Below are 21,421 nucleotides of genomic sequence, written 5' to 3' on the forward strand. Positions count from 1 at the left end.
AGGCGGGGTGCGGGGCTTGCCTCGCACCCCGCGTCGCATATCTTGGAGGGAAATATAATTCAGTACCGGGGTTTTCTGCATGACGGTCGACGCACAGAGTTTCAAGCAGGCGATGCGCCATTGCGCCGGCGCGGTCGCGCTGGTGACGGTCGGCTCGGAGCCCGGCAAGCGCACCGGCCTGACCGTGACCTCGGCCTGCTCGCTGTCGGACAATCCGCCCTCGGTGCTGGTCTGCGTTAACCGTAACGCCAGCGCGCATCAGCGCATCCTCGAGGAGCGCCATTTCGTCATCAATTTCCTGAACGAGGAACACGCGCTGCTGGCGCTGACCTTCTCCGGCCAGAAGGGCGTCAACGGCGACGATCGTTTTGCGTTCGGGCGCTGGACCACGGGCGCGACCGGCGCCCCGGTGCTGGAGGATGCGGTCGCCGCGTTCGATTGCGTGCTGGCGCAGCAGCTCGAGACCAAGACCCACTCGATCTTCATCGGCGAGGTCCAGCACGTCCGCGCCGTGACCACCGTCGATCCGCTGATCTACCTGCGCTCGGGTTTCCAGAGCGTGCGCGACATCCACGATCCCGTCGCGCTCGGCGACCTCGACGCACGCCGCGTCAGCTGGAACGAGTTTTCCTGATTGCCTGACTGAACGGGCGATCAGCGGCAGGGACCGGTCATGAGCTCTGCTTGGATGTACACCCTGATTCCCGCGGCGGCGGTGGTGCTCGGTGCGGTTGCTGCCGTCAACATCCGCCCGGGTCCCAGGATCGTCAGTGCGATCCAGCATCTGGCCGCCGGCGTCGTATTCGCCGCGGCCGCGGGCGAGATTCTTCCCGACCTGATGCATCGCAACGCGCCGGTCGCCACGGTCGTCGGCGGTGGCATCGCGCTGGCGGTGATGCTCGCGATCAAGCAGGTCGAGGGTCTGGTCAAAGGCCCGCTCGGTCTCTTGTCGATGGTCGGCGTCGACATCCTGATCGATGGCCTGGTGCTCGGGATCGGCTTTTCCGCCGGTGCCAAAGCCGGCATCCTGCTGACGGTCGCGCTGACGCTGGAAGTCCTGTTCCTCGGCCTGACCGTTGCCAACGAGCTCGGTGAGAGTGTCCGCTCCCGCCTCGCGGTGGTGGGTGCAACCGCTGCCCTGGCGCTGCTGCTGCCGCTCGGTGCGGTGCTCGCCACGCCGGTCGCCGCCCTGCCGCCTTCGATCGTGGCTGGATTCTTCGCCTTCGGGCTGATCGCGCTTTTGTATCTGGTGACGGAAGAATTGCTGGTGGAAGCGCACCAGACACCAGATCGCCCCTGGGTGACGGCAATGTTTTTTGTCGGTTTCCTGGCGATTCTGGTCTTGGAGGAGTTGATGAGCTGATCCGGCGTTGCGTGTGATCGGCGGCGCGCCGTCGAACCTCACGATGCGGCGTCGATTTTCAGTCCCTTGATCTTGCGATACAGCGTGGCGCGGCTGATCCTGAGCGTCTTGGCCGCTTCAGCCACCCGCCCGCCATGCGCGCGCAGCGCCTCGACGATCGCTGCGCGCTCGCTCGCGGCATGACCGGCCTCAGCGGTCGTCTTGCCAAGCGTCGGCAAATCGAGATCGGCTCCGGTGATGACGCCGGCTTCGGCGGTCGCGCCGGCGAGGCGCAGCACATGGCGGAGCTGGCGCATGTTGCCGGGGAACGGATAGGCCATCAGCTCGGCCCAGGCGTCCGCCGCGATGCGGCAGTGCGGCGCCTCCTCGTCGGCGATCTGCGCGATGACGTCCTTGCGGTCGGCGCGCTCGCGCAGCGCGGGCAGTCGGATCTCCATGCCGCGCAGCCGGTAATACAGGTCGGAGCGGAAGCTGCCGTGTTCGGCCATCCGCGCCAGGTCACGATGCGTGGCGCTGATCAGGCGGATGTCGACCGGCACGGGCTTCAGCGCGCCGAGCGGCCAGACCTCGCGGTTTTCCAGCACGCGCAGCAGCCGTGTTTGCAGCGCCAGCGGCATGTCGCCGATCTCGTCGAGGAACAAAGTGCCGCCGCTGGCCTGCACGATCAGCCCCTTCGATCCCTCGCGCCGCGCGCCGGTGAAGGCGCCGGCCTCGTAGCCGAACAGCTCGGCGTCGATCAGGCTCTCCGGCATCGCCGCGCAATTCAGCGCGACGTAGTTGCGGCCGGCGCGGTTGCTGGCGGCATGGATGGCGCGCGCGAACACGTCCTTGCCGGCGCCGGTCTCGCCATGCAGCAGGATCGGCAGGTCGAGATTGCCGACCGTCATCAGCCGCTTCACGCCCTTGATCAGCACGGGATCGCGGCCCGCCAGCCGGTGCAGGCCGCTGAACTGTCCGGCCGGTTGCTCGCGCGGTGGAGCCGGCAGCGGACGGGAGACACGCGTGCGCACCGGCGGTGCGATGCGCCCGCGGCCCCACGGCGTGCCGTCGGCGCGGCGCAACGTGACCGGCTCGTCGGCGGCCCGCGTCGCGCGATCGTCCAGTTGGATGAGATGCGACAGGTCGATGCCGTCGTCGATCATCGCGTCCGTCAGCCCGAACACGCCGCGCGCGGTGCGGCAGGCGCCGACGACGCGGCGGTCGTCGTCATAGGCCAGCATGCCATGCCCGTCGCCGGGCAGGGTCGCGATCCAGGAGGCGCGGTAACGCCGACGGAAGAACGACTGCTCGATCCGCCGCGTCGCGTCCGTGGTGACGGCCAACGCCAGTTCATGCGCGCCGCGGCCGAGATCGCTGCGGCAGGAGGAGATGTTGACGGCGCCGGCGAGCCTGCCGGCATGGTCGAACAATGGCGACACCGCACAGGTGAACATGTGCCACTGCTCGCGGAAATGCTCGTCGCCGTGGACGATGATCGGTCGCTGCTCGGCGAGCGCGGTGCCGAGCCCGTTGGTGCCTTCGAAAGTCTCGGCGAAGTTCGAGCCGGTGTAGATCTTCCACTCCAGGAACATCCGCTCGTAGTCGCCGCCGGGCAGCCGGCTCACCAGCATGGTGGCGTTGGGATCGGCGAGGTTGACGCAATAGCCGCTATCGTGGAGCAGGCGGGCAAGGTCCTCGAGCTCCGGGACCGCGACCTGGATCAGATCCTCCATCGGCTCGGCGATGTGCCGGACCTCGGCCTCGGTCAGGGTCTGCGGCGGCCCGCGCCGGGCCGGATCGAGGTTGTGATTGACCACGCAGCGCCGCCACGACGCAGCAATCCGCGCCTCGGTGTCGACGCCGGCCATTTGGTTGGCCGCCGACAAAACACGGGCGACGTGATTTGAGGCCGAAAGATTGGCCATCCAGAGGTCTCCACCCTGTATTTTTGCGGGAAGTCTGGCACCGCCCGGCCGAATGTCAATTGGCAGGCAGGTCGCGGGGAGTGCGCTTCGGGTGGGCATAGGCGTGATTTCCGCCGTCATTCCGGGGCTCGCGAAGCGAGAGCCCGGAATCCATTGACCCACAGGGTTGGTGGTTCGATGGATTCCGGGCTCGGCGCTGCGCGCCGCCCCGGAATGACGAGGGTGGTGGTGGCGGGATTACTTCACTTCACCGGCCGTCAGCAGCACAAACGAACGCCCGGCCGCCCTGTAAATGTCCTCGAACGCGAACTGCGTGCTTGCCGCTTCCTCCGGCACATTGGTGTCGAGCAGCAGCGACCAATGCGGGCCTGCGGTGGTCTGCGGCAGCTTGAAGTCGACCTCGCCCTCATAGCTGTTGAGGATCACGAGCACCGTATCGTCCTCGCCCTGGCGGGCGATCGCGGTCTTGCGGGCGCGGCCGTCGAGCACGACGCCGAAGCATTTGATCCAGCCGGTGGTCCAGTCGGCCTGCGACATCTCGGCGCCCGAGGCGTTGATCCAGACCACGTCGCGGATATCGAGTTGCGGATCGCGATCGCCGGACAGGAAGCGGCTGCGGCGCAGGATCGGATAGTCGCGCCGGAGCTTGATCATCCGCTTGGTGAAGGCGAGCAGCCTGTTGGCGTCGTCGGAAAAATTCCAGTCGAACCAGGAGATCTCATTGTCCTGGCAATAGGCGTTGTTGTTACCGCGCTGGGTGCGCCCGAACTCGTCGCCGCCGAGCAGCATCGGCGTGCCCTGCGAAGCCAGCAGCGTCGCCAGCATGTTGCGTTTCTGGCGCTCGCGCAACGAGACGATCTCGGGGTTGTCGGTCGGCCCCTCGGCGCCGCAATTCCAGGAATGGTTGTCGGACGAGCCGTCGTTGTTGTTCTCGCCGTTGGCTTCGTTGTGCTTGTTGTTGTAGCTCGCCCAGTCGTTCAGCGTGAAGCCGTCATGGGCGGTGATGAAGTTGACGCTGGCCCAGGTGCGGCGGCCCTCGCGGTTGAATACGTCGTGCGAGCCGAGCAGCCGCGGCGCCAGTGCGGCCGGCGCAGCCTCGGCGCGCCAGAAATCGCGCACCGTGTTGCGGTACTTGTCGTTCCATTCCGCCCAGCCCGGCGGGAAGCCGCCGACCTGGTAGCCGCCGGGGCCGCAGTCCCAGGGCTCGGCGATCAGCTTGACGGTCGCGAGCAGCGGGTCCTGGTTCATCGCCTTCAGGAATCCCGATTGCTCGTCGAAGCCGTAGACCTCGCGCGCCAGGATGGTGCCGAGGTCGAAGCGGAAGCCGTCGACATGCATGTGGCCGGCCCAGTAGCGCAGGCTGTCCATCACCATCTGGATCACGCGCGGGTGCGACAGATTCACCGTGTTGCCGGTGCCGGTGTCGTTGATGTAGTAGCGGCGCTTGTCGGGCAACAGGCGGTAGTAGCTCGCATTGTCGATGCCCTTGAACGACAGCGTCGGGCCGCGTTCATTGCCTTCGGCGGTGTGGTTGTAGACCACGTCGAGAATGACCTCGAGGCCGGCGCCATGCAGCCGCGCCACCATCTCCTTGAACTCGCGCAGGCTATTGGCGACATCGGCGGCGTAGCGCGGATCGGGCGCAAAGAAGCCGATCGTGTTGTAGCCCCAGTAATTGGTGAGGCGCTTCTCCAGAAGGTTGCTGTCGTTGATGAAGGAATGCACCGGCAGCAGCTCGACCGAGGTGATGCCGAGCGCCCTCAGATAGTCGATCGCGACGTTCGCGCCGAGGCCGGCATAGGTGCCGCGCAAGTGCTCATCGATGCCGGGGTGCTGCTTGGTAAAACCCTTGACGTGGGCCTCATAGACGATCGTCTCGTCCCAGTGGGCTTCCTGCCGTTGCGGCTCCTGCGCCCAGTCGAAGCCGGGATCGACCACCACGCATTTCGGCATGAACGGTGCGCTGTCGCGCTCGTCGAAGGTGAGGTCGTCACCGGTTTCCATCTTGTAGCCGAACACCGCCGGATTCCAGGTCAGGCTGCCGGCATGGGCGCGCGCATAGGGATCGAGCAGCAGCTTGTTCGGATTGAAACGATGTCCGCCGTCCGGTTGGTAGGGGCCGTAGACGCGATAGCCGTAGAACGTGCCGGGCTGCACGCCATTGATGAATCCGTGAAACACCTGGTCGGTGTATTCAGGCAGCTCGAAGCGATGGGTCTCGCGCTCGCCGTCGAACAGGCAGACCTCGACCTTGGTGGCGTTGGCGGAAAACACCGCGAAATTGGTGCCGTGGCCGCTCCAATGCGCGCCCAGCGGATAGGGCAGGCCTTCCTCGATCACGAAATCGGACATCGGTCCCCCAAGGGTCTGGAACTGGCAAATCAACCTGCAACAAACGCCGCCACGCAGGAAACGTTGCATGGGGCGATGTTAGCGGCATCAGCAGATGACCGTATGACGGCCAAGGCCGAATCCGCTCAACACATTCAGTGTCGTCCCGGCGAAAGCCGGGACCCATAACCACCAATGATTATTGTGGAGTTGTGCTGGAACGACGAGTCCCCCACTAACTCCCGCCGCGGCGTATGGGTCCCGGCTTTCGCCGGGACGACGTACAGCTCACATCAGCCGCATGCCCTTCAGGCTGCTATGCCCGTTCTTGCCGACGATGATGTGGTCATGCACGGCGATCCCGAGCGGTTTTGCGATCTCGACGATCGCCTTGGTCATCTGGATGTCGGCCTGCGACGGGGTCGGGTCGCCGGAGGGATGGTTGTGCACCAGGATCAGCGCGGTCGCGGACAATTCCAGCGCGCGCTTGATCACCTCGCGTGGATAGACCGGGGTGTGATCGATGGTCCCGGTCTGCTGCACCTCGTCGGCGATCAGTTGGTTGCGCTTGTCGAGGAAGAGCAAGCGGAACTGCTCCTTGTCGGCGAACGCCATGCTGGAGCGGCAATAGCCGATGACGTCGCTCCACGACGACAGCGCGACGCTCCGCTTGATTTCGCCCTTGGCGATCCGGCTCGCGGCGGCCGCGAGCAGCTTGAGCTGGTTGATCGAGGCATCCTTGACGCCGTCGACCTCGCGCAGCCGCGCCGCCGGCGCGTGCACCACTTCGGCGAAGGAGCCGAACTTCTTCAGCAGCGCCTTGGCCAGCGGCTTGGTGTCGCGGCGCGGGATGGCGGCGAACAGCGCCATCTCCAGGAGTTCATAATCGGTCAGCGCGTCGGGGCCCGCCGCGTAGAAGCGCTCGCGCAGCCGTTCGCGATGGCCGTGGTAATGCGGCGTCTCGTCGGGCTCGTCGTTGCTGGCATCGGGCTTGGCGGGCATCGGCCACAACCTTGCCGTGCCAGCGGCGTTTTGCAAGTACCCGCGCGCTGCTAGGGCGCGCGCTTCAGGCCGGGGATCAGCGCCGCCAGCCGGTCCTTGATCAGATGGCCACGCATCGGGCCGGGGCCCATGCCTGGCGGCGGCGGGCCGGGAGGAGGTCCCGGCGGCGGCCCGCGGCGCGGCTGCATCGCGATCTCGGCACGCCTGTCGACGCCGAGCGTCAGCGTTGCCAGATAGCGGTCCTTCTCCTCCTTCACCGCGCAGAAGGCGCGGCGGTCCGGATCGGCGTTCTCGACGACGTGGTCGTTGGCATTGAGCGTGGTGCGCGGCCGCGGCCGGCCCGTGTAGTCGGGCGCATTGGCGTAGATGAATTCGTTCAGCGCGTCCGGCAGGAAAGTCTGGCCGGTCAGCACGTTTTTCTGATCGAGGAAGACCTTGAAATGGATATGCGTGGCGCGCCCGTCATACCAGCCGGGATAGATGGTGTTGAACGCGACCCATCCTGCCGCGTCGGTCATTTGCGTGCCGCGCAGGAAGCTCTTGCTCGATTCATCGATGTTGTGGCCGTCGCCCTGGCCGGGAAATGCCGAATAGAGACCTTGCGCGTCACAATGCCAGATGTCGACCCGCGCGCCCGCGATCGGCGTGCAGGCGCCGGCCTCGATCACGCGCAGCCGCAGCGTCAGCGGAATGCCGGGCTTGCCGTCGGCGATGCCGGACCGCACCAGCTTTGGATCGGCGTAGAACGGCCCTTCCTCCGCCTGCGGCGTCAGGATGCATGCCTCCGCGGTGTCGATCGGCCGGCTGTCGGTGAGGGCCTCAGCTTGTCGCGCCGGCAACAGGCCGGCAGCGCTTGCCGAGATCAGGCCGAGAAAGCCGCGGCGCGTGGACTTGTCCAATGATCGCTCCTGTCGATTGCGTGGGAGGCTTCCCATTTCCCACTCAGCGTGGCGACATCAGGACGATTTGGTTTCTCGATGTGGGTGTGCCTGCGACGGTTTGCCACGATGCGGCAGGCGAATTACCGTTGGCTGCAATTGTTGGGAATCGAAGAGAGCGTTTTCGAGCGAAGTGGATACCGGTTCGTGTCAAGAAAACGCGTCAGAACAAGAATCTATGGAGGGCTGCTTGACGTCATTCAAGGTGATCCGGGCGCGCGCCGAGAAGCGCAAGGGCGGGCCAAAGGCGCTGGAGAAGCTGCTGCATCCGCCGGCGGGCGCCAAGACGCTGGCCAAGCTCGGCGACGACCGGGTGTTGGCCGAGATGACCAAACGCGTGTTCTGCGCAGGCTTCGCCTGGAGCGTGATCGACGCCAAATGGCCGGGCTTCGAGGAGGCTTTCCTCGGCTTCCAGCCCGCCAAGCTTGCTTTCAAGCCCGACGAATATTGGGAGAAGCTCGTCAGCGACGCCAGGATCGTGCGCAACGGCGCCAAGATCATGTCGGTACGCGACAATGGCCGCTTCGTGCAGGAGGTCGCGCGCGAGCACGGCAGCTTCGGCAAATTCCTCGCGGCATGGCCGTCGTCCAACGAGATCGGGCTGCTGGAGCTATTGGCCAAGCGCGGCAGCCGGCTCGGCGGCAATACCGGTCAGATGCTGCTGCGCTTCCTCGGCTGGGACGGCTTCGTCACCTCGCGTGACGTCACAGCCTGCCTGCGCGATGCCGGTCTCGATATCGCGGAGGAGGTCAAGTCGAAGCGCGATCTCGCCAAGGTGCAGGCGCAGTTCAACGCCTGGGCCGAGGAAACCGGGCTGCCTTACCTGCATCTGTCGCGGATCTGTGCGATGTCGATCGGCGACAACCACACGCCCGAGGAGATCGAGAACCGCACGCGAAGCGATTATTGAATCTGTCGCTGCTTACACCTGCACCCACGGCTTCTCGCCGTGGCGCTCGGACAGCGTGAAGATCTCGACGCCGTCGGTGGTGACGCCGACCGAGTGCTCGAACTGCGCCGACAGCGAGCGGTCGCGGGTCACCGCGGTCCAGCCGTCGGACAGGATCTTCACATGCGGCTTGCCGAGATTGATCATCGGCTCGATGGTGAAGAACATGCCGGGCTTCAGCGGCGCGCCCTCGCCGGGGCGGCCGATATGGATGATGTTCGGCTCGTCGTGGAACAGGCGGCCGAGGCCGTGGCCACAGAAATCGCGCACCACGCTCATGCCCTGCGGTTCGACGAAGCTCTGGATGGCGTGCCCGATATCGCCTGTGGTGGCGCCGGGCTTCACCGCGGCGATGCCGCGCATCATCGCTTCATAGGTCACCTCGATCAGCCGCTCCGCCTTTCGCGCGATGGCGCCGATCGCATACATCCGGCTGGAATCGCCGTACCAGCCGTCGACGATGAAGGTGACGTCGACATTGACGATGTCGCCTTCCTTCAACGGACGGTCGCCCGGCATGCCGTGGCAGACCACATGATTGATCGAGGTGCAGGTCGAGTAGCGGTAGCCGCGATACATCAGCGTCGCCGGATAGGCGCCGTGGTCGAAGGCGAACTTGCGGACGAACTCGTCGATCTCGGAGGTCGGAACGCCCGGCTTGACGATGTCGGTGAGCGCATCGAGGCATTTCGACACCAGCGCACCCGCCTTGCGCATGCCGGCAAAGCCGCTCGGCCCGTGCAGCTTGATCTGTCCGGTCTTGCGAAGCGAGGTGTCGGTGGCGTCGATATAGCTCATGGGCGGGATGTTTCTGCGGGCAAGGGGCTGATTTCAGGCTCTAATTTAATGATCGGGGCGGCCGGTGCAAGCCAAGGTTGGGCATGGGGTCAATGCCGAAACGGCCCGATTTGCCAGCTTGAACCGGAACGGCGGCCGCCGATTGGCCGAAATGTGCACGCTGGAGGGTTAACTGGAGACCTCGACTACGCTCTCCACCGGCAGCGCGCCGCCGCGGATCCGCAGTTCCCGCACCGGATAGGGCACCTTGATGCCGTCCTGCTTGAAGGCATCCCACAGCGACAGCATGACGTCGCTCTTCACGCCGTCCATGCCGTCGGGGTCGGCGATCCAGAAGGTCAGGGAGAACTTCATCCCGGCCTCGGCGAATTCGGTCAGGATGCAGTTCGGCGTGCGGCCCTTGGTGGCGCGCGGATGGGCCGCTGCGGTTGCGATCCCGAGCTTGCAGACCTGCCGCGGATTGGCGTCGTAATTGGTGGAGAAGGCGATCTTCACCAGCGTGTTCTTGTCGGTGTAGGTCCAGTTGGTGACCTTCTGCGTCACCAGATCCTCGTTCGGGATCAGGAACTCGCGGCCGTCGCCGGCGGCGACCGAGATGTAGCGGGTCTTCATCGCGCTGATGCGGCCCGAATTGTCCCCGATCGTGACGAGGTCGCCGGGCTTCACCGATTTGTCGACCAGCAAGATCAGCCCGCTGACGAAATTGGCGACGATCTTCTGCAGGCCGAGACCGATGCCGACGCCGGCCGCACCGGTGAACACCGCAAGCGCGGAGAGGTTGATGCCGACCGCGCCGAGCGCGATCACGATCGCCAGCACCATCAGGCCGATGCGGATGATCTTGACCAGCAGCACCTGGATCGACGGCGTCAGGTCGGTGGCCTTGTTGATGCGGCTCTCGGCGAAATTGCCGGCAAGGTTGGTCAGCCACAGCGCCACGATCAGCAGCGCGCCGGCCTTGAGCAGCAAGAGCGGGGTCAGGCGGAGGCCGCCGACCACGACCGCGTAGGAGTCCAGCATGTCGGCCGCCCAATCGAGCTGGCCGATGATGCTGAGCGCCGCGACCACCCAGGCCGCGATCGACACGGTCTTGACGATGAAGGCGTTGTCGATCACCGAGGTGACGAGCCGGATCACCAGCCAGGCCAGCGCCAGCTTGGCGGAGACCGCGATCAGATAGCTGCGGCTCGGCCAGGTCATGTGCCACATCACGATGCGCGAGATCACCATCAGCACCGCGAACACCGCGGTGGAGGCGCTCGTCACCATGACGCGGGCGAAATGCCGGAGCGGCAACGGCCAGCGGCTCGCCAGCGTCGCCATGTTGACCCGGGCGTGGATCGCGGTGTCGGCCGCGTAAGCGATACCCGCGGCGGCGAGGATGATGCCGAATTGCAGGTAGAACCACGGCGAGGCGATCTCGGCGCCGACCGAGCGCGCCGCCATTTGGATGGCTTCCAGGACGTCCTTCCAGCTCATGTCCATCGGCAAAGTCTCAACTTGAAGCGCGGGTCAGGCAAATGTGATTCGAATGCACGGGGAGAATCCCACAACGGCGCGCACCCGACCATCGATACACCACAGTGTCGGGGCGACCTAGGGCAAGGCGGGCGGATTGCCGCTGACGGCAGAAATGGGTTGGCGTCCCAGTGTGGCGACGATAAGGATGCAATTGCAAGTATTTGAGACTTTTGTAGGCGCATGGCATCCCTCGACTCCGTCAGTATAGCGATCCTGCTCGGCGCGGTGCTGGTGATGGCTGGCATCCTGTCGAGCCTGCTGGCGCTGCGGTTCGGCGCCCCCTTGCTGCTGGTGTTCTTGCTGGTTGGCATGCTGGCCGGCGACGCCGGGCCGGGCCATCTCCAGTTCGACGACGTCCGCACCACCTATCTGGTCGGCTCGGTGGCGCTGGCGCTGATCCTGTTCGACGGCGGCTTGAAGACGCGCTTTGCCAGCATCCGCACGGTGCTGGCGCCCTCGATGATGCTGGCGACCGCCGGCGTGCTGCTGACCGCGCTGATCACGGCGCCGGTCGCCCGCTATGTGCTCGACCTCAACTGGACCGAGTCGCTGCTGGTCGGCGCCGTCGTGGCCTCGACCGACGCGGCGGCGGTGTTCCTGCTGGTGCATACCCAGGGCCTGCGGCTGCGTCCCCGCGTCGGCGCCACGCTGGAGGCGGAATCCGGCACCAACGATCCGTTCGCGATCTTCCTCACCTTGATGCTGGTCGAGTTCATCTCGGTCGGCCAGAGCTCGGCGTCGCATATCGCGATGGAATTTATCCAGGAGGCCGTGTTCGGCGCCATCATCGGGGTGATCGGCGGCCGCCTGGTGGTGATCGCGCTGAACTATGTGGCGCTGCCGCAGGGCCTGCATGCGCCGTTCGTCACCACGGCGGCGCTGGTGATCTTCGGCGGCTCGCAGATCGTGCACGCCTCGGGATTCCTCGCGGTCTACCTCGCCGGTATCATCATCGGCAACCGGCCGACCCGGGCGCATAATTCGGTGGTGACCTTCCTCGACGCCGCGACCTGGCTGGCCCAGATCGTGATGTTCGTGCTGCTCGGCCTGCTGGTGTCGCCGCATCGCCTGCTCTCCAGTGCCGGCGGCGCCGTGCTGGTGGCGTTCGCGCTGATGCTGGTGGCGCGGCCGCTCGCGGTCCTGATCTGCCTCGCGCCGTTCAAGTTCAACTGGCGCGAGAAGGTCTTCATCGCCTGGACCGGCCTGCGCGGCGCGGTTGCGATCTTCCTCGCCTCGATCCCGATGCTGGTCGGCCTGTCGAAGGCCTATCTGTATTTCGACGTCGCCTTCGTCGTCGTCATCATCTCGCTATTGTTGCAGGGCTGGACATTGGCGCCGGCGGCGCGCCGCCTGCACGTCGCGCTGCCGCGCGCCGAGCGCGGGCCGCGGCGCGTCGAACTGGATCTGCCCGGCCAGCTCGAGCAGCAGCTGGTCGGCTATCCGGTGCGGCCGAAGAGCCTGTATTTCCGCCGCGGGCTGATCCCGTCCTGGTCGAAGCCGACACTGATCATCCGCGACGAACGCATCCTGACGCCTGTCGAGGCCGATCCGGTCGCGCCTGGCGACTACATCTATCTTTTGGCGCCGCCGGAGCGCGCCGAGGCGCTCGACCGCTTCTTCGTCGACATGGCGCCGTCGAGCGCGCCCGATCCGCATCTGCTCGGCGACTTCATGGTGTCAGGCGAGCATACGCTCGGCGAGCTCGCCGAGATCTACGGCGTCAAGGTCGACGAGCACCAGGCCAAGCTGACGCTGGCGGACTATTTCGACATCAACCTCGACCGCGCGCCGAAGGAAGGCGCGGAGCTGTGGCTCGACTCGATCGTGCTGGTGGCGCGCAGCATCAGCGGCGGCCGCGTCAGTGTCGTCGGCCTGCGCTTGCCGGAAGAGGAGGAAGTGGTCGTGCCGCAGACCCGGATGCAGACCGTGCGGCGCAAGCTCGCCGACATCTGGGCATCGGTGGCCGGGGTCTGAGCGTCACTGCTTGCGCAGGAAGTTCGAATCGGGCGCGAACTTCTTGACCATCTCGGACAGGCCGTCGTCAATCGGCGAGCCGGGCGGGTCCTCGGACGCTGCGCCCTGCTTGGGCTCGATCTTGGGCTCGTCGCCGATCTTCTGGCCGGAAATCTCGGCCAGCGCCGCGAGCAGCGATTCATCGAGATCATCGGCCGGCGGCTGCTTGGCGGGAGCAGGCTTTGCCGGAGGTGCCTTGGCAAGCAGCGGAGGAGGCGGAAGCTTGGGAGCGTCGGCTGCGGCGGCGCGGGGCTCGGGCTTCGTGGGCGGTGGCGATGCCGTCGGCTTGAAGGTGTCGGTCCGGCGGGCGGCGGCCTCGCTGACCGCGGCGATCAACGATGCCTCGAGGTCGCCGGGCGGATCGGCCGGCTTGGGCGGCAATTCGGAATCTCGCGGGTTCCGTCCGACGGCTGGTTCCTGCTGGCCCGATGGACGGCTGTCGGTGGCCTTGCGAGGCTTGAAGAGACCCGCGCGCTCAGCGGCAATCCTGGCGGAAGCTTCTTCGACCGCACCGAGCAGGGATGCCTCCAACGCGCCGGCGGGATTACCCGACGAAGTCGCTGGCTCAGCGGCACGGGCGGCGACCGGTTTGGGCTCAGGCCGGGGCGGCAGCGGCGGAGGCTGCGATCCCGCGACTGGCGCGGGAGGCGGGGCCGGCTGACCGTTTCGGGCGCGCGTGATGATGCCGTCGACGATGGCTCCCAGGCGCTTCTTGTCGGGGGCAGCCAGATAGCTCGCGGCCAGCTCATCGACATATTGCGGGCCGTAGTCGGCGAGCACCTTGGCGAGCCGGGCGATGTCGGGGTCGCTGTCGACCAGCCGGCGCCACGCCTGCTGATCGTAGGCCGCGCCGCCCGTTCGGTCGGGCCACGCCACCCGGCGCGGCTGGCGTTGCGGGGAGCCGTCCTGGCCGGCGATCGGGTCGAGGGTCGGCGGTTGCAGCCCGGCGCTGAGCCGCGGCGGCACAAATCCCGCGGCGCCGGCCGGCACCAGATCGCCAGCCGGGCGCCGGCGGCGTTCGGCGACTTGCAGCGAGATCAGGCCGACACCCATCAACAGGAAGCCGAGCGCGGCCCACGCAATCGTGGCGCACAGCAGCCCGCCGATCAGCAGCAATACCCAGCCAGTCAGTCGCACGATTTGCCTTTCCCATGCCCCGGTCGGATGTCCCGGCGTGGGCCTAGCAGACAAGATTGGCTATCTTATGCCGAGTTTCGGGAAAACGCCCAGCTAAGCGCCCGACGTCAACACCTTGACACCGCCGAACGCGGTCACCTGGCCGCGGCGCAGCATCACGATCTGGGTGGCGAGCTGGCGCAGCTCGGCCGCGTCGTGGCTGACATAGACCATCGGGACGCCGGCCTCGTCGCGCAGCCGGACCAGGTAGGGCAGGATCTCGAGCTTGCGGCTTTCGTCGAGCGCGCCCAGCGGCTCGTCCAGCAGCAACAGCCGCGGCTTGGACAGCAGCGCCCGGCCGAGCGCGACGCGCTGGCGCTCGCCGCCGGAGAGCTTTCCGGGGCGGCGGTCGAGCAGGGCGCCGATGTCGAGCAGATCGACCACGCGCTTGTGCTGCGCCGGATCCTCCGTGAGGCGGTTCATGCGACGGCCGTAGTCGAGGTTCTGCCTTATATCGAGGTGCGGAAACAGCCGCGCGTCCTGGAACACATAGCCGATGCGCCGCCGCCAGGTCGGGACGTGAATGCCGGCCGACGTATCGTCGACGGTCTCGCCGTCGATCACGATGCTGCCGCGGTCGGGACGAACCAGGCCGGCGATGGTGTTGATCAGCGAGGTCTTGCCGGAGCCGGACGCGCCGAACAGGCCGGTGACGCGGCCCTCGCTGGTGAACGCCGCCGCCAGCATGAACTCGCCGAGCTGCTTGGTAATGTCGACGCGCAGCATTGCTAAAGCGCTATGAGATTGAATTGAATCGTCATCGCGCTTTAGCTCCTTGTTTGAGCATGACCTTGTCGGAAAACCGCTTCGCACTTTTCCGGGTCATGCTCTATTGCCCATGCAGGCGCGCGGTGGCGCGGCGCGCAAACACTTCGGCGGCGATCAGTGCGCCGACCGCCAGCACGACCGAGACGATCACGAGCCGCGCGGCGGCGGTGTCGCCGTCGGGGGTCTGGATCAGCGAATAGATCGCCGACGAGATCGTCTGGGTCTCACCGGGAATGTTGGAGACGAAGGTGATGGTGGCGCCGAACTCGCCGATCGCCTTGGCGAACCCGAGCACCATGCCGGCGAGCACGCCGGGCAGCGCCAGCGGCAGCGTCACGGTGGCGAACACCCGCCAGGGTGCCGCGCCGAGCGTCTCGGCCGCCTGTTCGAGCCGGCGATCGACGGCTTCAATTGACAAGCGGATCGGCCGCACCAGCAGCGGAAACGACATCACGCCGCAGGCGAGCGCCGCACCGGTCCAGCGGAAGGCGAACACGATGCCGAGATGCTCGGCAAGCCAGCCGCCGACCAGACCGCGTTTGCCGAAGGTCAGGAGCAGCAGGTAGCCGGTGACGACGGGCGGCAGCACCAGCGGCAGATGCACGGCGGCATCGAGCAGCGACTTGCCCCAGAAATCGCGCCGCGCCAGCAGCCAGGCGAGCGCGATCCCGAACGGGGTCGCCACCAGCGTTGCGATGACGGCGACCCGCAGCGACAGCAGGATCGCCGTCCATTCGGTCGGCGAGATATCGAACACGCGACTAGGTCGTCGGGCTGATCAGGAACTTGAAGCCGTATTTCTCGAGGATCGTCTTCGCTGCCGAGGAGCGCAGGAAGGCGAGATACTCTGATGTCTCCGGCTTCGCGGTGGTGGTCGCCGCGACCGGATAGATGATCGCGGGATGGGTGTCGGCCGGGAAGGTGCCGACGATCTTGACGCCGGGCTCGACCTTGGCGTCGGTCGAGTAGACGATGCCGAGCACGGCCTCGCCGCGCGCCACCAGCGTCAGCGCCGCGCGCACGCTCTCGGCCATCGCGAATTTCGGTTCCGCGGCCTGCCAAGCACCGAGCTTCTCCAGCGCGGCCTTGGCGTATTTGCCGACCGGTACCGCCTTGACGTCGCCGGTCGCGATCTTGCCGTCACCGGCGAGCTTGGCGAGATCGAAGCCCGGCGCGATATTGACGTTGTCGATCTTGGAATCCTTCGGGGCGATCAGCACGATCGAGTTGCCGAGCAGGTTGACCCGCGTCGATTCATTGATGTTCTTCTGCTTGATCGCGTAGTCCATCCAGTCGGTGTCGGCGGAGACGAACACGTCGGCCGGCGCGCCCTGCTCGATCTGCTTTGCCAGCGCCGAGCTCGCGGCATAGCTGGCGCTGATCTTGACGCCGGTCTTGGCGGTATAGGCGGCGTCGACCTCGTCGAGCGCGTTCTTCATCGAGGCGGCGGCGAAGACGGTGAGTGTCTTGTCTTCGGCCCGCGCGGGCGAATGGATCGCGCCGAGGACGAGGACGAAGGCGGTGAAAAGTCCGGCAAATCGTGACATGGAAAGCGCTCCGTGCGAGCTCGCGCGCGAACGGGCACGCGCAGATCAGGCGTTGGGTGGGTTCTGGGCGCGACGGACGGAAGCGCTGTTCCGCTGCTTCCCGAAGGACTTACGGTCGTCCGGGATATCGCACTGCAAACATAGCAGGCTGAGGCGTACGGTAAAGGCGACCCTTTGTCTAACGGGACGCCCTATTGATCCGCCGGCTGGATCGCGATCGAGAGCGAGTTCTCCTTCGCGCCGCTGACCTGCAACACGAAGGGGCTCGCGGCGAGATCGTACTTCATGGTCTTGCGGATACCGTCGCAATCGGTCGCGCCGCTGAAGGCTTTCGGCTTCAGGAAATGCCCGTCCTGCACCAGGTCGACCCAGGCGCCGGCCGACAGGCTGACGGTATAGAGCCCGGCCTTCGGCGCGGCCTTGAAGCTGGTGAAGCCGGCGAAGGTGCCGTCCTTCGGCGCGCGCTCCGGCGGCGAGGGCAATTTGGCGTCGGCGGGGCCACCAGCGCCAGGGTGATGGCGGTCGAGGGCAATGCGGCCTGCTCGCTGCCCGAGGCAAGCCTGGCGCGATCGGGCGCGGTGAGCGCGGTGCGGGCGCGGTCGATCGACCATTTGAACTTGTCGCAGCCGCTCGGCTCCTCTGCCGCAAAGGCGGGAACGGAAACGAGCAGCAGCGATGCGGCGAGGAGCGATGTGCGCATGTCTGGTCCAATGCAATTGTGACGGATGAAACAGATCAGCGGCCCCGATCCATCGCGCGGCCGCACTTACGGCGCGGCCACGCGCGATCATAACGTAGTTCGGGCCGGCCGGCATAGCCGCCTGACAAAGATGTTATTGCTTGGCGTCGGGAGCGTTCAGCACCGTCCTGCAATCCGCCGGCATTTGCGCCAGCGTCATCGGTGGGTGCGGCTTCGGTGGCTTCGGCGGCGGCTTCGGATGCAGCACCGAATCCTTGAACCAGAAGGCGAGATCGGAGGGCTTGCAGCCTTCGCCTTCGGTTTGCGGTTTCTGACTTTCGCATTCGGGACTGCCGGACGGGCACCGGATGCGGATGTGGAAATGGTAGTCGTGGCCCCACCACGGCCGGATCTTCGACAGCCAGCTGCGATCGCCCTTGGCCTCGCGGCACAGCGCCTTCTTGATCGCCGGATTGACGAAGATGCGTTGCACCACCGGCTCGCGCGCCGCGTCGCGGAGGACGAGCAGATGGCCCGGCGTGAACACGCGCGGGTCGACGTCGAGCCGGTCGTCGCGGACCATCATCACCGCCGACATCTCGTCGCGATCCTCGCGCGACAATTGGCGATTGGGCATCGGCGTCAGCCAGATGTCGGCGTCGAGCCCGATCTGGTGGCTGGCGTGACCGGAGAGCGCGGGACCGCCGCGCGGCTGGCCGATGTCGCCGACCAGGATGCCCGGCCAGCCGGCGTCCTTGTGCGCGTTGGCGGCCAGCCGCTTCAACAGCGCGATCATGTCGGGATGGCCCCAGTAGCGATTGCGCGACAGGCGCATCACCTGCCAGGTGTCGCCGTTGAGCGGCATCTGCGCGGCGCCGGCGAGACAGCCTTTGGTATAGCCGCCGATCGACTGGGTCGGCATCGCCGCCGGCAGCACTTTGCGTGCGAACAACTGCTTGGCCCCGATCGTCGGATCGTTGGGTTGGCGAGCGGCGGCAATGGCTGCGGATTGAGCGAGCCCTTGTCCTGCGCCCGCGCGGAGATGGTGCAGGCGACGAGGGCTGAGATCAGAAGCGGGATCAGACGCAGGCGGGGTGTCATTCGGATCACTCTGTCTGCGCAAGGCTAACATGGATTCGGGCCAGACGAACCGCGCTTTCATCCCATTTGCTTGATCGCCCACAGGGCGGCTCAAGCTTGCCGGACGGGCACCGTGCATGAATGCGTATCGGTGGCTTGTCGGGCCGATCCGTTGTAACTCCTCCGGACTTCGCGAGTGCCATGGTGGGAGAATGCAATGTCGATTGGTGCAGGTTCGATTCGAGTGCGGCAGGCAACGCGATCCGACCACGACTTTCTCGTCGCGCTGTCTCCGCGTCTTTCAGGCGTCCCTGGTCCCGCGTGGCATGACTTGGGAGCGATGGAACAGTTTCAGGACCGCTACATGGCCGCCACCGTGAACCAGGCCGTCGAAAACTCGCAGACACTGATCGCCGTGTCGGACGATGATGTGCGGTTGGGTTACATCCATATGCAGCCCGGAAAGGATGGGGTGACGGACGAAGCGTGTGGCTATGTCGCGATCCTTGCCCTGACGAAGCAGGCAGAAGGGCAGGGCATCGCCGGATTGCTGATGAGCCATGCCGAGGACTGGGCGCGCGACATGAAGTACCGGTTTCTCAGTCTCGATGTGTTCGCCGACAACAGGCGCGCGATTGATTTTTATGAGCGCGGTGGCTTTCGTTCGGAGACCATCCGCATGGTCAAGCCGCTATAGCCCGCAACCGGACGTCACGCCTTGTTTGGCGACTGCCGGCTTAACCCGGCGATAACCCTGTCACAGACTGACAAACATTCGAGCGCTTGAAGCGCTTTCGGTGCATTCATTGTGCAGCGGCGCGTGGATTTACGCTTCCTTCACCACGCAGCGGCGCTGCCACGCCGTAAATCCGCGCATTGCGTCACCCGCATACCGGCAACAATTCGCGCCCGGCGCGAAGCCGCCTGCTAAGCGGGCATGCCGCAGCTTCTCAACGTGTGCAGCTATTCGCCAAGAGATACCAATTTTTCAGAGACTTATCGCAGAAATATCGCCGAGCTGGAATGCGCGTGGGGCGTGCGATACCGATGATGCGGCCAAAGAAAATCAAGAAACCGAAGCAGTCCAAACTGTCCCGTTCCCGGGGCCGCCGGCCCACGCCGATCCCGAGAGTGTCAGGCGGTTCGCGTCGGCCCGCGGCTGAGATCGGCGAGTTGGTTCGCCAACGCGCGCATGCCGAGGCCGCGATCGCCGAGGCACGCAAGTCCAACGCGCGATTGCGCGAAGCGATCGATATCCTGCCGCAGGGCATCGTGTTCCTGGACCCCGAAGGCCGCTACATGCTGTGGAACAAGAAATACTCGGAAATCTACAAGCGCAGCTCCGACCTGTTCGAGCACGGCGCGCGCCTGGAGGACACCATCCGCATCGGCGTCGCGCGGGGCGATTATCCCGAGGCCGCCGGGCGTGAGGAAGAGTGGATCGCCGAGCGGCTCAAGAAGATGTACCAGCCGGGGGAGCGCCACGAGCAAACGCTGGCCGACGGCCGCGTGGTGCTGATCGAGGAGCGGCTGACCTCGGACGGCGGCATTGTCGGCCTGCGTGTCGACATCACCGAATTGAAGCAGCGCGAGGCCTCGTTCCGCCTGCTGTTCGACGGCAATCCGGTGCCGATGATCCTGTGCGCGCTCGACGGCGAACGAATCCTGGCGGTCAACGATGCCGCGATCGCGCATTATGGCTACGTGCGTGCCGAATTCGAGAAGATGACCATCAGGAGCTTGCAGGCGTTCGATCCCGAATTGCCCTGGGCGCCGGGTCGCAGCAGCGACGAGCAGGCGGCGCGAACCTGGAAGCACGTGCGCGCCGACGGCACGCTGATCGACCTTGCGATCTATTCGCGCCAGCTGATGCATGGCGATCAGCCGGCGATGCTGCTCGCGCTGATGGACATCACCGAGCGCAAGCGCGCCGAGGCGCGGCTGGCCTTCATGGCCCAGCACGACGGCCTGACCGGCCTGCCGAACCGCAATCTGCTGCGCCAGCAGATGGACGAGATGTTGCAGCACACCCGCCGCTCGACCGACAAGGTCGCAGTGCTGATGCTCGGGCTCGACAATTTCAAGGCGGTCAACGAGACGCTCGGCCACGGCATCGGCGACAAGCTGTTGCGCGGGGTCGCCAAACGCCTGCGCTCGACGCTGCGCGAGGAAGACGCGCTGGCGCGCCTCAATTCCGATGAGTTCACCATCGTGCAGGGCGGCGTGATGCGGCCCGAGGATGCGGTGCTGCTGGCGCGGCGGATCCTGGAGGCGATCGGCGAGCCCTATCTGCTCGAGGGGCATTCGGTGGTGATCGGCGCCAGCATCGGGATCGCGATGTCGCCCGGCGACGGCGAGGATTCCGAGAAGCTGCTGAAGAGCGCCGACATGGCATTGTCGCGCGCCAAGAGCGAGTTCCGCGGCACCTTCTCCTTCTTCGAAGCCGAGATGGATGCGCGCGCCCAGAGCCGCCGCAAGATCGAGATCGATCTGCGCGATGCGATCCAGAACGACGGCCTGCAACCCTACTACCAGCCGCTGGTCGACCTCACCAGTGGACGCATCACCGGCCTTGAGGCGCTGGTGCGCTGGCCGCATCCGGAGCGCGGGATGATCTCGCCCGGCGAGTTCATCCCGGTCGCCGAGGAGACCGGCCTGATCAATTCGCTCGGCTCGTTGATGCTGCATCGTGCCTGCATGGATGCCGCGCAATGGCCTGACGACGTGCGCGTCGCCGTCAATCTGTCGCCGTTGCAGTTCCGTACCGGCAACCTGCTGGCGCTGGTCACCGACGCGCTGCGGCAATCCGGCCTGCCGGCGCGGCGGCTCGAACTCGAGATCACCGAAACGCTGCTGCTGGAAAAGAGCAGCCAGGTGCTGGCGACGCTGCACGCGCTGCGCGCGCTCGGGGTGCGGATGTCGATGGACGATTTCGGCACCGGCTATTCGAGCCTCAGCTATCTGCGCAGCTTCCCGTTCGACAAGATCAAGATCGACCAGTCCTTCGTGCGCGACCTCGGCGCCAACCCGGATGCGCAGGCGATCGTGCGCTCGATCGTCAGCCTCGGCATGGGATTGGGCGTCACCATCACCGCCGAGGGCGTCGAGACCGAAGCGGAACTGAGCTGCCTGCGCGCCGAAGGCTGCCACGAGGGCCAGGGCTTCCTGTTCAGCCGCGCCCGGCCGAACGCCGAAGTGATCAGCCTCTTGAAAGCGCAGCGCGTCGCCACGGCGCTGGTGGCGTAGCTGCCACGGCTGCTCTCCCGTCATTGTGAGCGCAGCGAAGCAATCTATCTATCCTCCGCGCGGTCAGATGGATTGCTTCGTCGCTTCGCTCCTCGCAATGACGGCA

The 21,421-nt window shown here is 66.0% G+C and carries 16 protein-coding genes and 2 pseudogenes; 6 read left to right on the plus strand and 12 right to left on the minus strand.

Annotated elements, in window-relative coordinates; genetic code table 11:
* Positions 1-79 precede the first annotated feature (79 nt).
* Both CWS35_RS09735 and CWS35_RS09740 read left to right on the plus strand, forming a co-directional pair.
* Positions 80-634 carry a flavin reductase family protein gene (locus CWS35_RS09735; protein ID WP_100951765.1) on the plus strand — a complete coding sequence of 185 codons (555 nt, stop codon included), beginning with the start codon at positions 80-82 and terminating at the stop codon, positions 632-634.
* Positions 635-673: 39 nt separating this feature from the next.
* Complete coding sequence (locus tag CWS35_RS09740) at positions 674-1,363, plus strand: transporter (RefSeq protein ID WP_100951766.1); 690 nt, start codon at positions 674-676, stop codon at positions 1,361-1,363.
* Between the two features lie 38 nt (positions 1,364-1,401).
* Here CWS35_RS09740 and CWS35_RS09745 read toward each other — a convergent pair whose 3' ends face one another.
* The 4 genes from CWS35_RS09745 to CWS35_RS09760 all read right to left on the minus strand — a co-directional run bounded on the left by CWS35_RS09745 (position 1,402) and on the right by CWS35_RS09760 (position 7,499).
* A complete protein-coding gene (locus tag CWS35_RS09745; protein WP_100951767.1) occupies positions 1,402-3,267 on the minus strand; it encodes a sigma-54-dependent Fis family transcriptional regulator in 1,866 nt (621 codons plus the stop codon).
* A 237-nt stretch (positions 3,268-3,504) separates the two neighbouring features.
* A complete protein-coding gene (gene glgX, locus CWS35_RS09750) occupies positions 3,505-5,619 on the minus strand; it encodes a glycogen debranching protein GlgX (protein WP_100951768.1) in 2,115 nt (704 codons plus the stop codon).
* 267 nt (positions 5,620-5,886) lie between these two features.
* Positions 5,887-6,600: a DNA repair protein RadC gene (radC, locus tag CWS35_RS09755; RefSeq protein ID WP_100951769.1), complete on the minus strand. Its 714-nt coding sequence runs from the start codon at positions 6,598-6,600 to the stop codon at positions 5,887-5,889.
* A gap of 50 nt (positions 6,601-6,650) precedes the next feature.
* Positions 6,651-7,499, minus strand: coding sequence for an intradiol ring-cleavage dioxygenase (locus CWS35_RS09760; protein ID WP_100951770.1), 849 nt, complete (start codon positions 7,497-7,499; stop codon positions 6,651-6,653).
* A 229-nt stretch (positions 7,500-7,728) separates the two neighbouring features.
* Between CWS35_RS09760 and CWS35_RS09765 the strand changes: the two genes are divergently transcribed.
* Positions 7,729-8,448 (plus strand): DNA-3-methyladenine glycosylase I, encoded by a 720-nt coding sequence (locus CWS35_RS09765; RefSeq protein ID WP_024578894.1) that lies wholly within the window; start codon positions 7,729-7,731, stop codon positions 8,446-8,448.
* 12 nt (positions 8,449-8,460) lie between these two features.
* Here the strand turns inward: CWS35_RS09765 and map are convergent, their stop codons facing one another.
* Together map and CWS35_RS09775 are read right to left on the minus strand one after the other, a co-directional pair.
* On the minus strand, positions 8,461-9,285 hold the full coding sequence (map, locus tag CWS35_RS09770) for a type I methionyl aminopeptidase (RefSeq protein ID WP_024578895.1): 825 nt from the start codon (positions 9,283-9,285) through the stop codon (positions 8,461-8,463).
* 168 nt (positions 9,286-9,453) lie between these two features.
* Complete coding sequence (locus CWS35_RS09775; RefSeq protein ID WP_024578896.1) at positions 9,454-10,770, minus strand: mechanosensitive ion channel family protein; 1,317 nt, start codon at positions 10,768-10,770, stop codon at positions 9,454-9,456.
* A 216-nt stretch (positions 10,771-10,986) separates the two neighbouring features.
* Between CWS35_RS09775 and CWS35_RS09780 the strand changes: the two genes are divergently transcribed.
* Positions 10,987-12,780 (plus strand): potassium/proton antiporter, encoded by a 1,794-nt coding sequence (locus CWS35_RS09780; RefSeq protein WP_024578897.1) that lies wholly within the window; start codon positions 10,987-10,989, stop codon positions 12,778-12,780.
* A 3-nt stretch (positions 12,781-12,783) separates the two neighbouring features.
* Here CWS35_RS09780 and CWS35_RS09785 read toward each other — a convergent pair whose 3' ends face one another.
* The 6 genes and pseudogenes from CWS35_RS09785 to mepA form a co-directional block, all read right to left on the minus strand.
* Complete coding sequence (locus CWS35_RS09785; RefSeq protein WP_100951771.1) at positions 12,784-13,935, minus strand: hypothetical protein; 1,152 nt, start codon at positions 13,933-13,935, stop codon at positions 12,784-12,786.
* Between the two features lie 114 nt (positions 13,936-14,049).
* Positions 14,050-14,721, minus strand: a complete 672-nt coding sequence (gene modC / locus CWS35_RS09790; RefSeq protein WP_100951772.1) for a molybdenum ABC transporter ATP-binding protein — start codon at positions 14,719-14,721, stop codon at positions 14,050-14,052.
* A gap of 103 nt (positions 14,722-14,824) precedes the next feature.
* Positions 14,825-15,520, minus strand: a complete 696-nt coding sequence (gene modB / locus CWS35_RS09795; protein ID WP_100951773.1) for a molybdate ABC transporter permease subunit — start codon at positions 15,518-15,520, stop codon at positions 14,825-14,827.
* 4 nt (positions 15,521-15,524) lie between these two features.
* Positions 15,525-16,310, minus strand: a complete 786-nt coding sequence (modA, locus tag CWS35_RS09800; protein WP_024578901.1) for a molybdate ABC transporter substrate-binding protein — start codon at positions 16,308-16,310, stop codon at positions 15,525-15,527.
* Between the two features lie 191 nt (positions 16,311-16,501).
* Positions 16,502-17,010 (minus strand): annotated as a pseudogene (locus tag CWS35_RS09805) (hypothetical protein).
* 133 nt (positions 17,011-17,143) lie between these two features.
* Positions 17,144-18,090 (minus strand): annotated as a pseudogene (gene mepA, locus CWS35_RS09810) (penicillin-insensitive murein endopeptidase).
* Between the two features lie 196 nt (positions 18,091-18,286).
* Here mepA and CWS35_RS09815 point away from each other — a divergent pair.
* Complete coding sequence (locus CWS35_RS09815) at positions 18,287-18,766, plus strand: GNAT family N-acetyltransferase (protein WP_100951774.1); 480 nt, start codon at positions 18,287-18,289, stop codon at positions 18,764-18,766.
* A 350-nt stretch (positions 18,767-19,116) separates the two neighbouring features.
* The gene (locus CWS35_RS09820; protein WP_100951775.1) at positions 19,117-21,315 is read left to right on the plus strand and encodes a bifunctional diguanylate cyclase/phosphodiesterase; all 2,199 of its coding nucleotides are present in this window, start codon (positions 19,117-19,119) and stop codon (positions 21,313-21,315) included.
* Positions 21,316-21,421 lie beyond the last annotated feature (106 nt).

The sequence above is a fragment of the Bradyrhizobium sp. SK17 genome (genome assembly GCF_002831585.1).
GTDB lineage: Bacteria > Pseudomonadota > Alphaproteobacteria > Rhizobiales > Xanthobacteraceae > Bradyrhizobium.

Excerpts from the sequence above, each read along its gene's own strand:
- CWS35_RS09820 (WP_100951775.1), top strand. The coding sequence starts at position 19,117 with ATGATGCGGCCAAAGAAAATCAAGAAACCGAAGCAGTCCAAACTGTCC.
- radC (WP_100951769.1), bottom strand. The coding sequence starts at position 6,600 with ATGCCCGCCAAGCCCGATGCCAGCAACGACGAGCCCGACGAGACGCCG.
- CWS35_RS09815 (WP_100951774.1), top strand. The coding sequence starts at position 18,287 with ATGTCGATTGGTGCAGGTTCGATTCGAGTGCGGCAGGCAACGCGATCC.
- modA (WP_024578901.1), bottom strand. The coding sequence starts at position 16,310 with ATGTCACGATTTGCCGGACTTTTCACCGCCTTCGTCCTCGTCCTCGGC.
- CWS35_RS09740 (WP_100951766.1), top strand. The coding sequence starts at position 674 with ATGAGCTCTGCTTGGATGTACACCCTGATTCCCGCGGCGGCGGTGGTG.
- map (WP_024578895.1), bottom strand. The coding sequence starts at position 9,285 with ATGAGCTATATCGACGCCACCGACACCTCGCTTCGCAAGACCGGACAG.
- modC (WP_100951772.1), bottom strand. The coding sequence starts at position 14,721 with ATGCTGCGCGTCGACATTACCAAGCAGCTCGGCGAGTTCATGCTGGCG.
- CWS35_RS09775 (WP_024578896.1), bottom strand. The coding sequence starts at position 10,770 with ATGGACATGAGCTGGAAGGACGTCCTGGAAGCCATCCAAATGGCGGCG.
- glgX (WP_100951768.1), bottom strand. The coding sequence starts at position 5,619 with ATGTCCGATTTCGTGATCGAGGAAGGCCTGCCCTATCCGCTGGGCGCG.
- CWS35_RS09735 (WP_100951765.1), top strand. The coding sequence starts at position 80 with ATGACGGTCGACGCACAGAGTTTCAAGCAGGCGATGCGCCATTGCGCC.
- CWS35_RS09745 (WP_100951767.1), bottom strand. The coding sequence starts at position 3,267 with ATGGCCAATCTTTCGGCCTCAAATCACGTCGCCCGTGTTTTGTCGGCG.
- CWS35_RS09780 (WP_024578897.1), top strand. The coding sequence starts at position 10,987 with ATGGCATCCCTCGACTCCGTCAGTATAGCGATCCTGCTCGGCGCGGTG.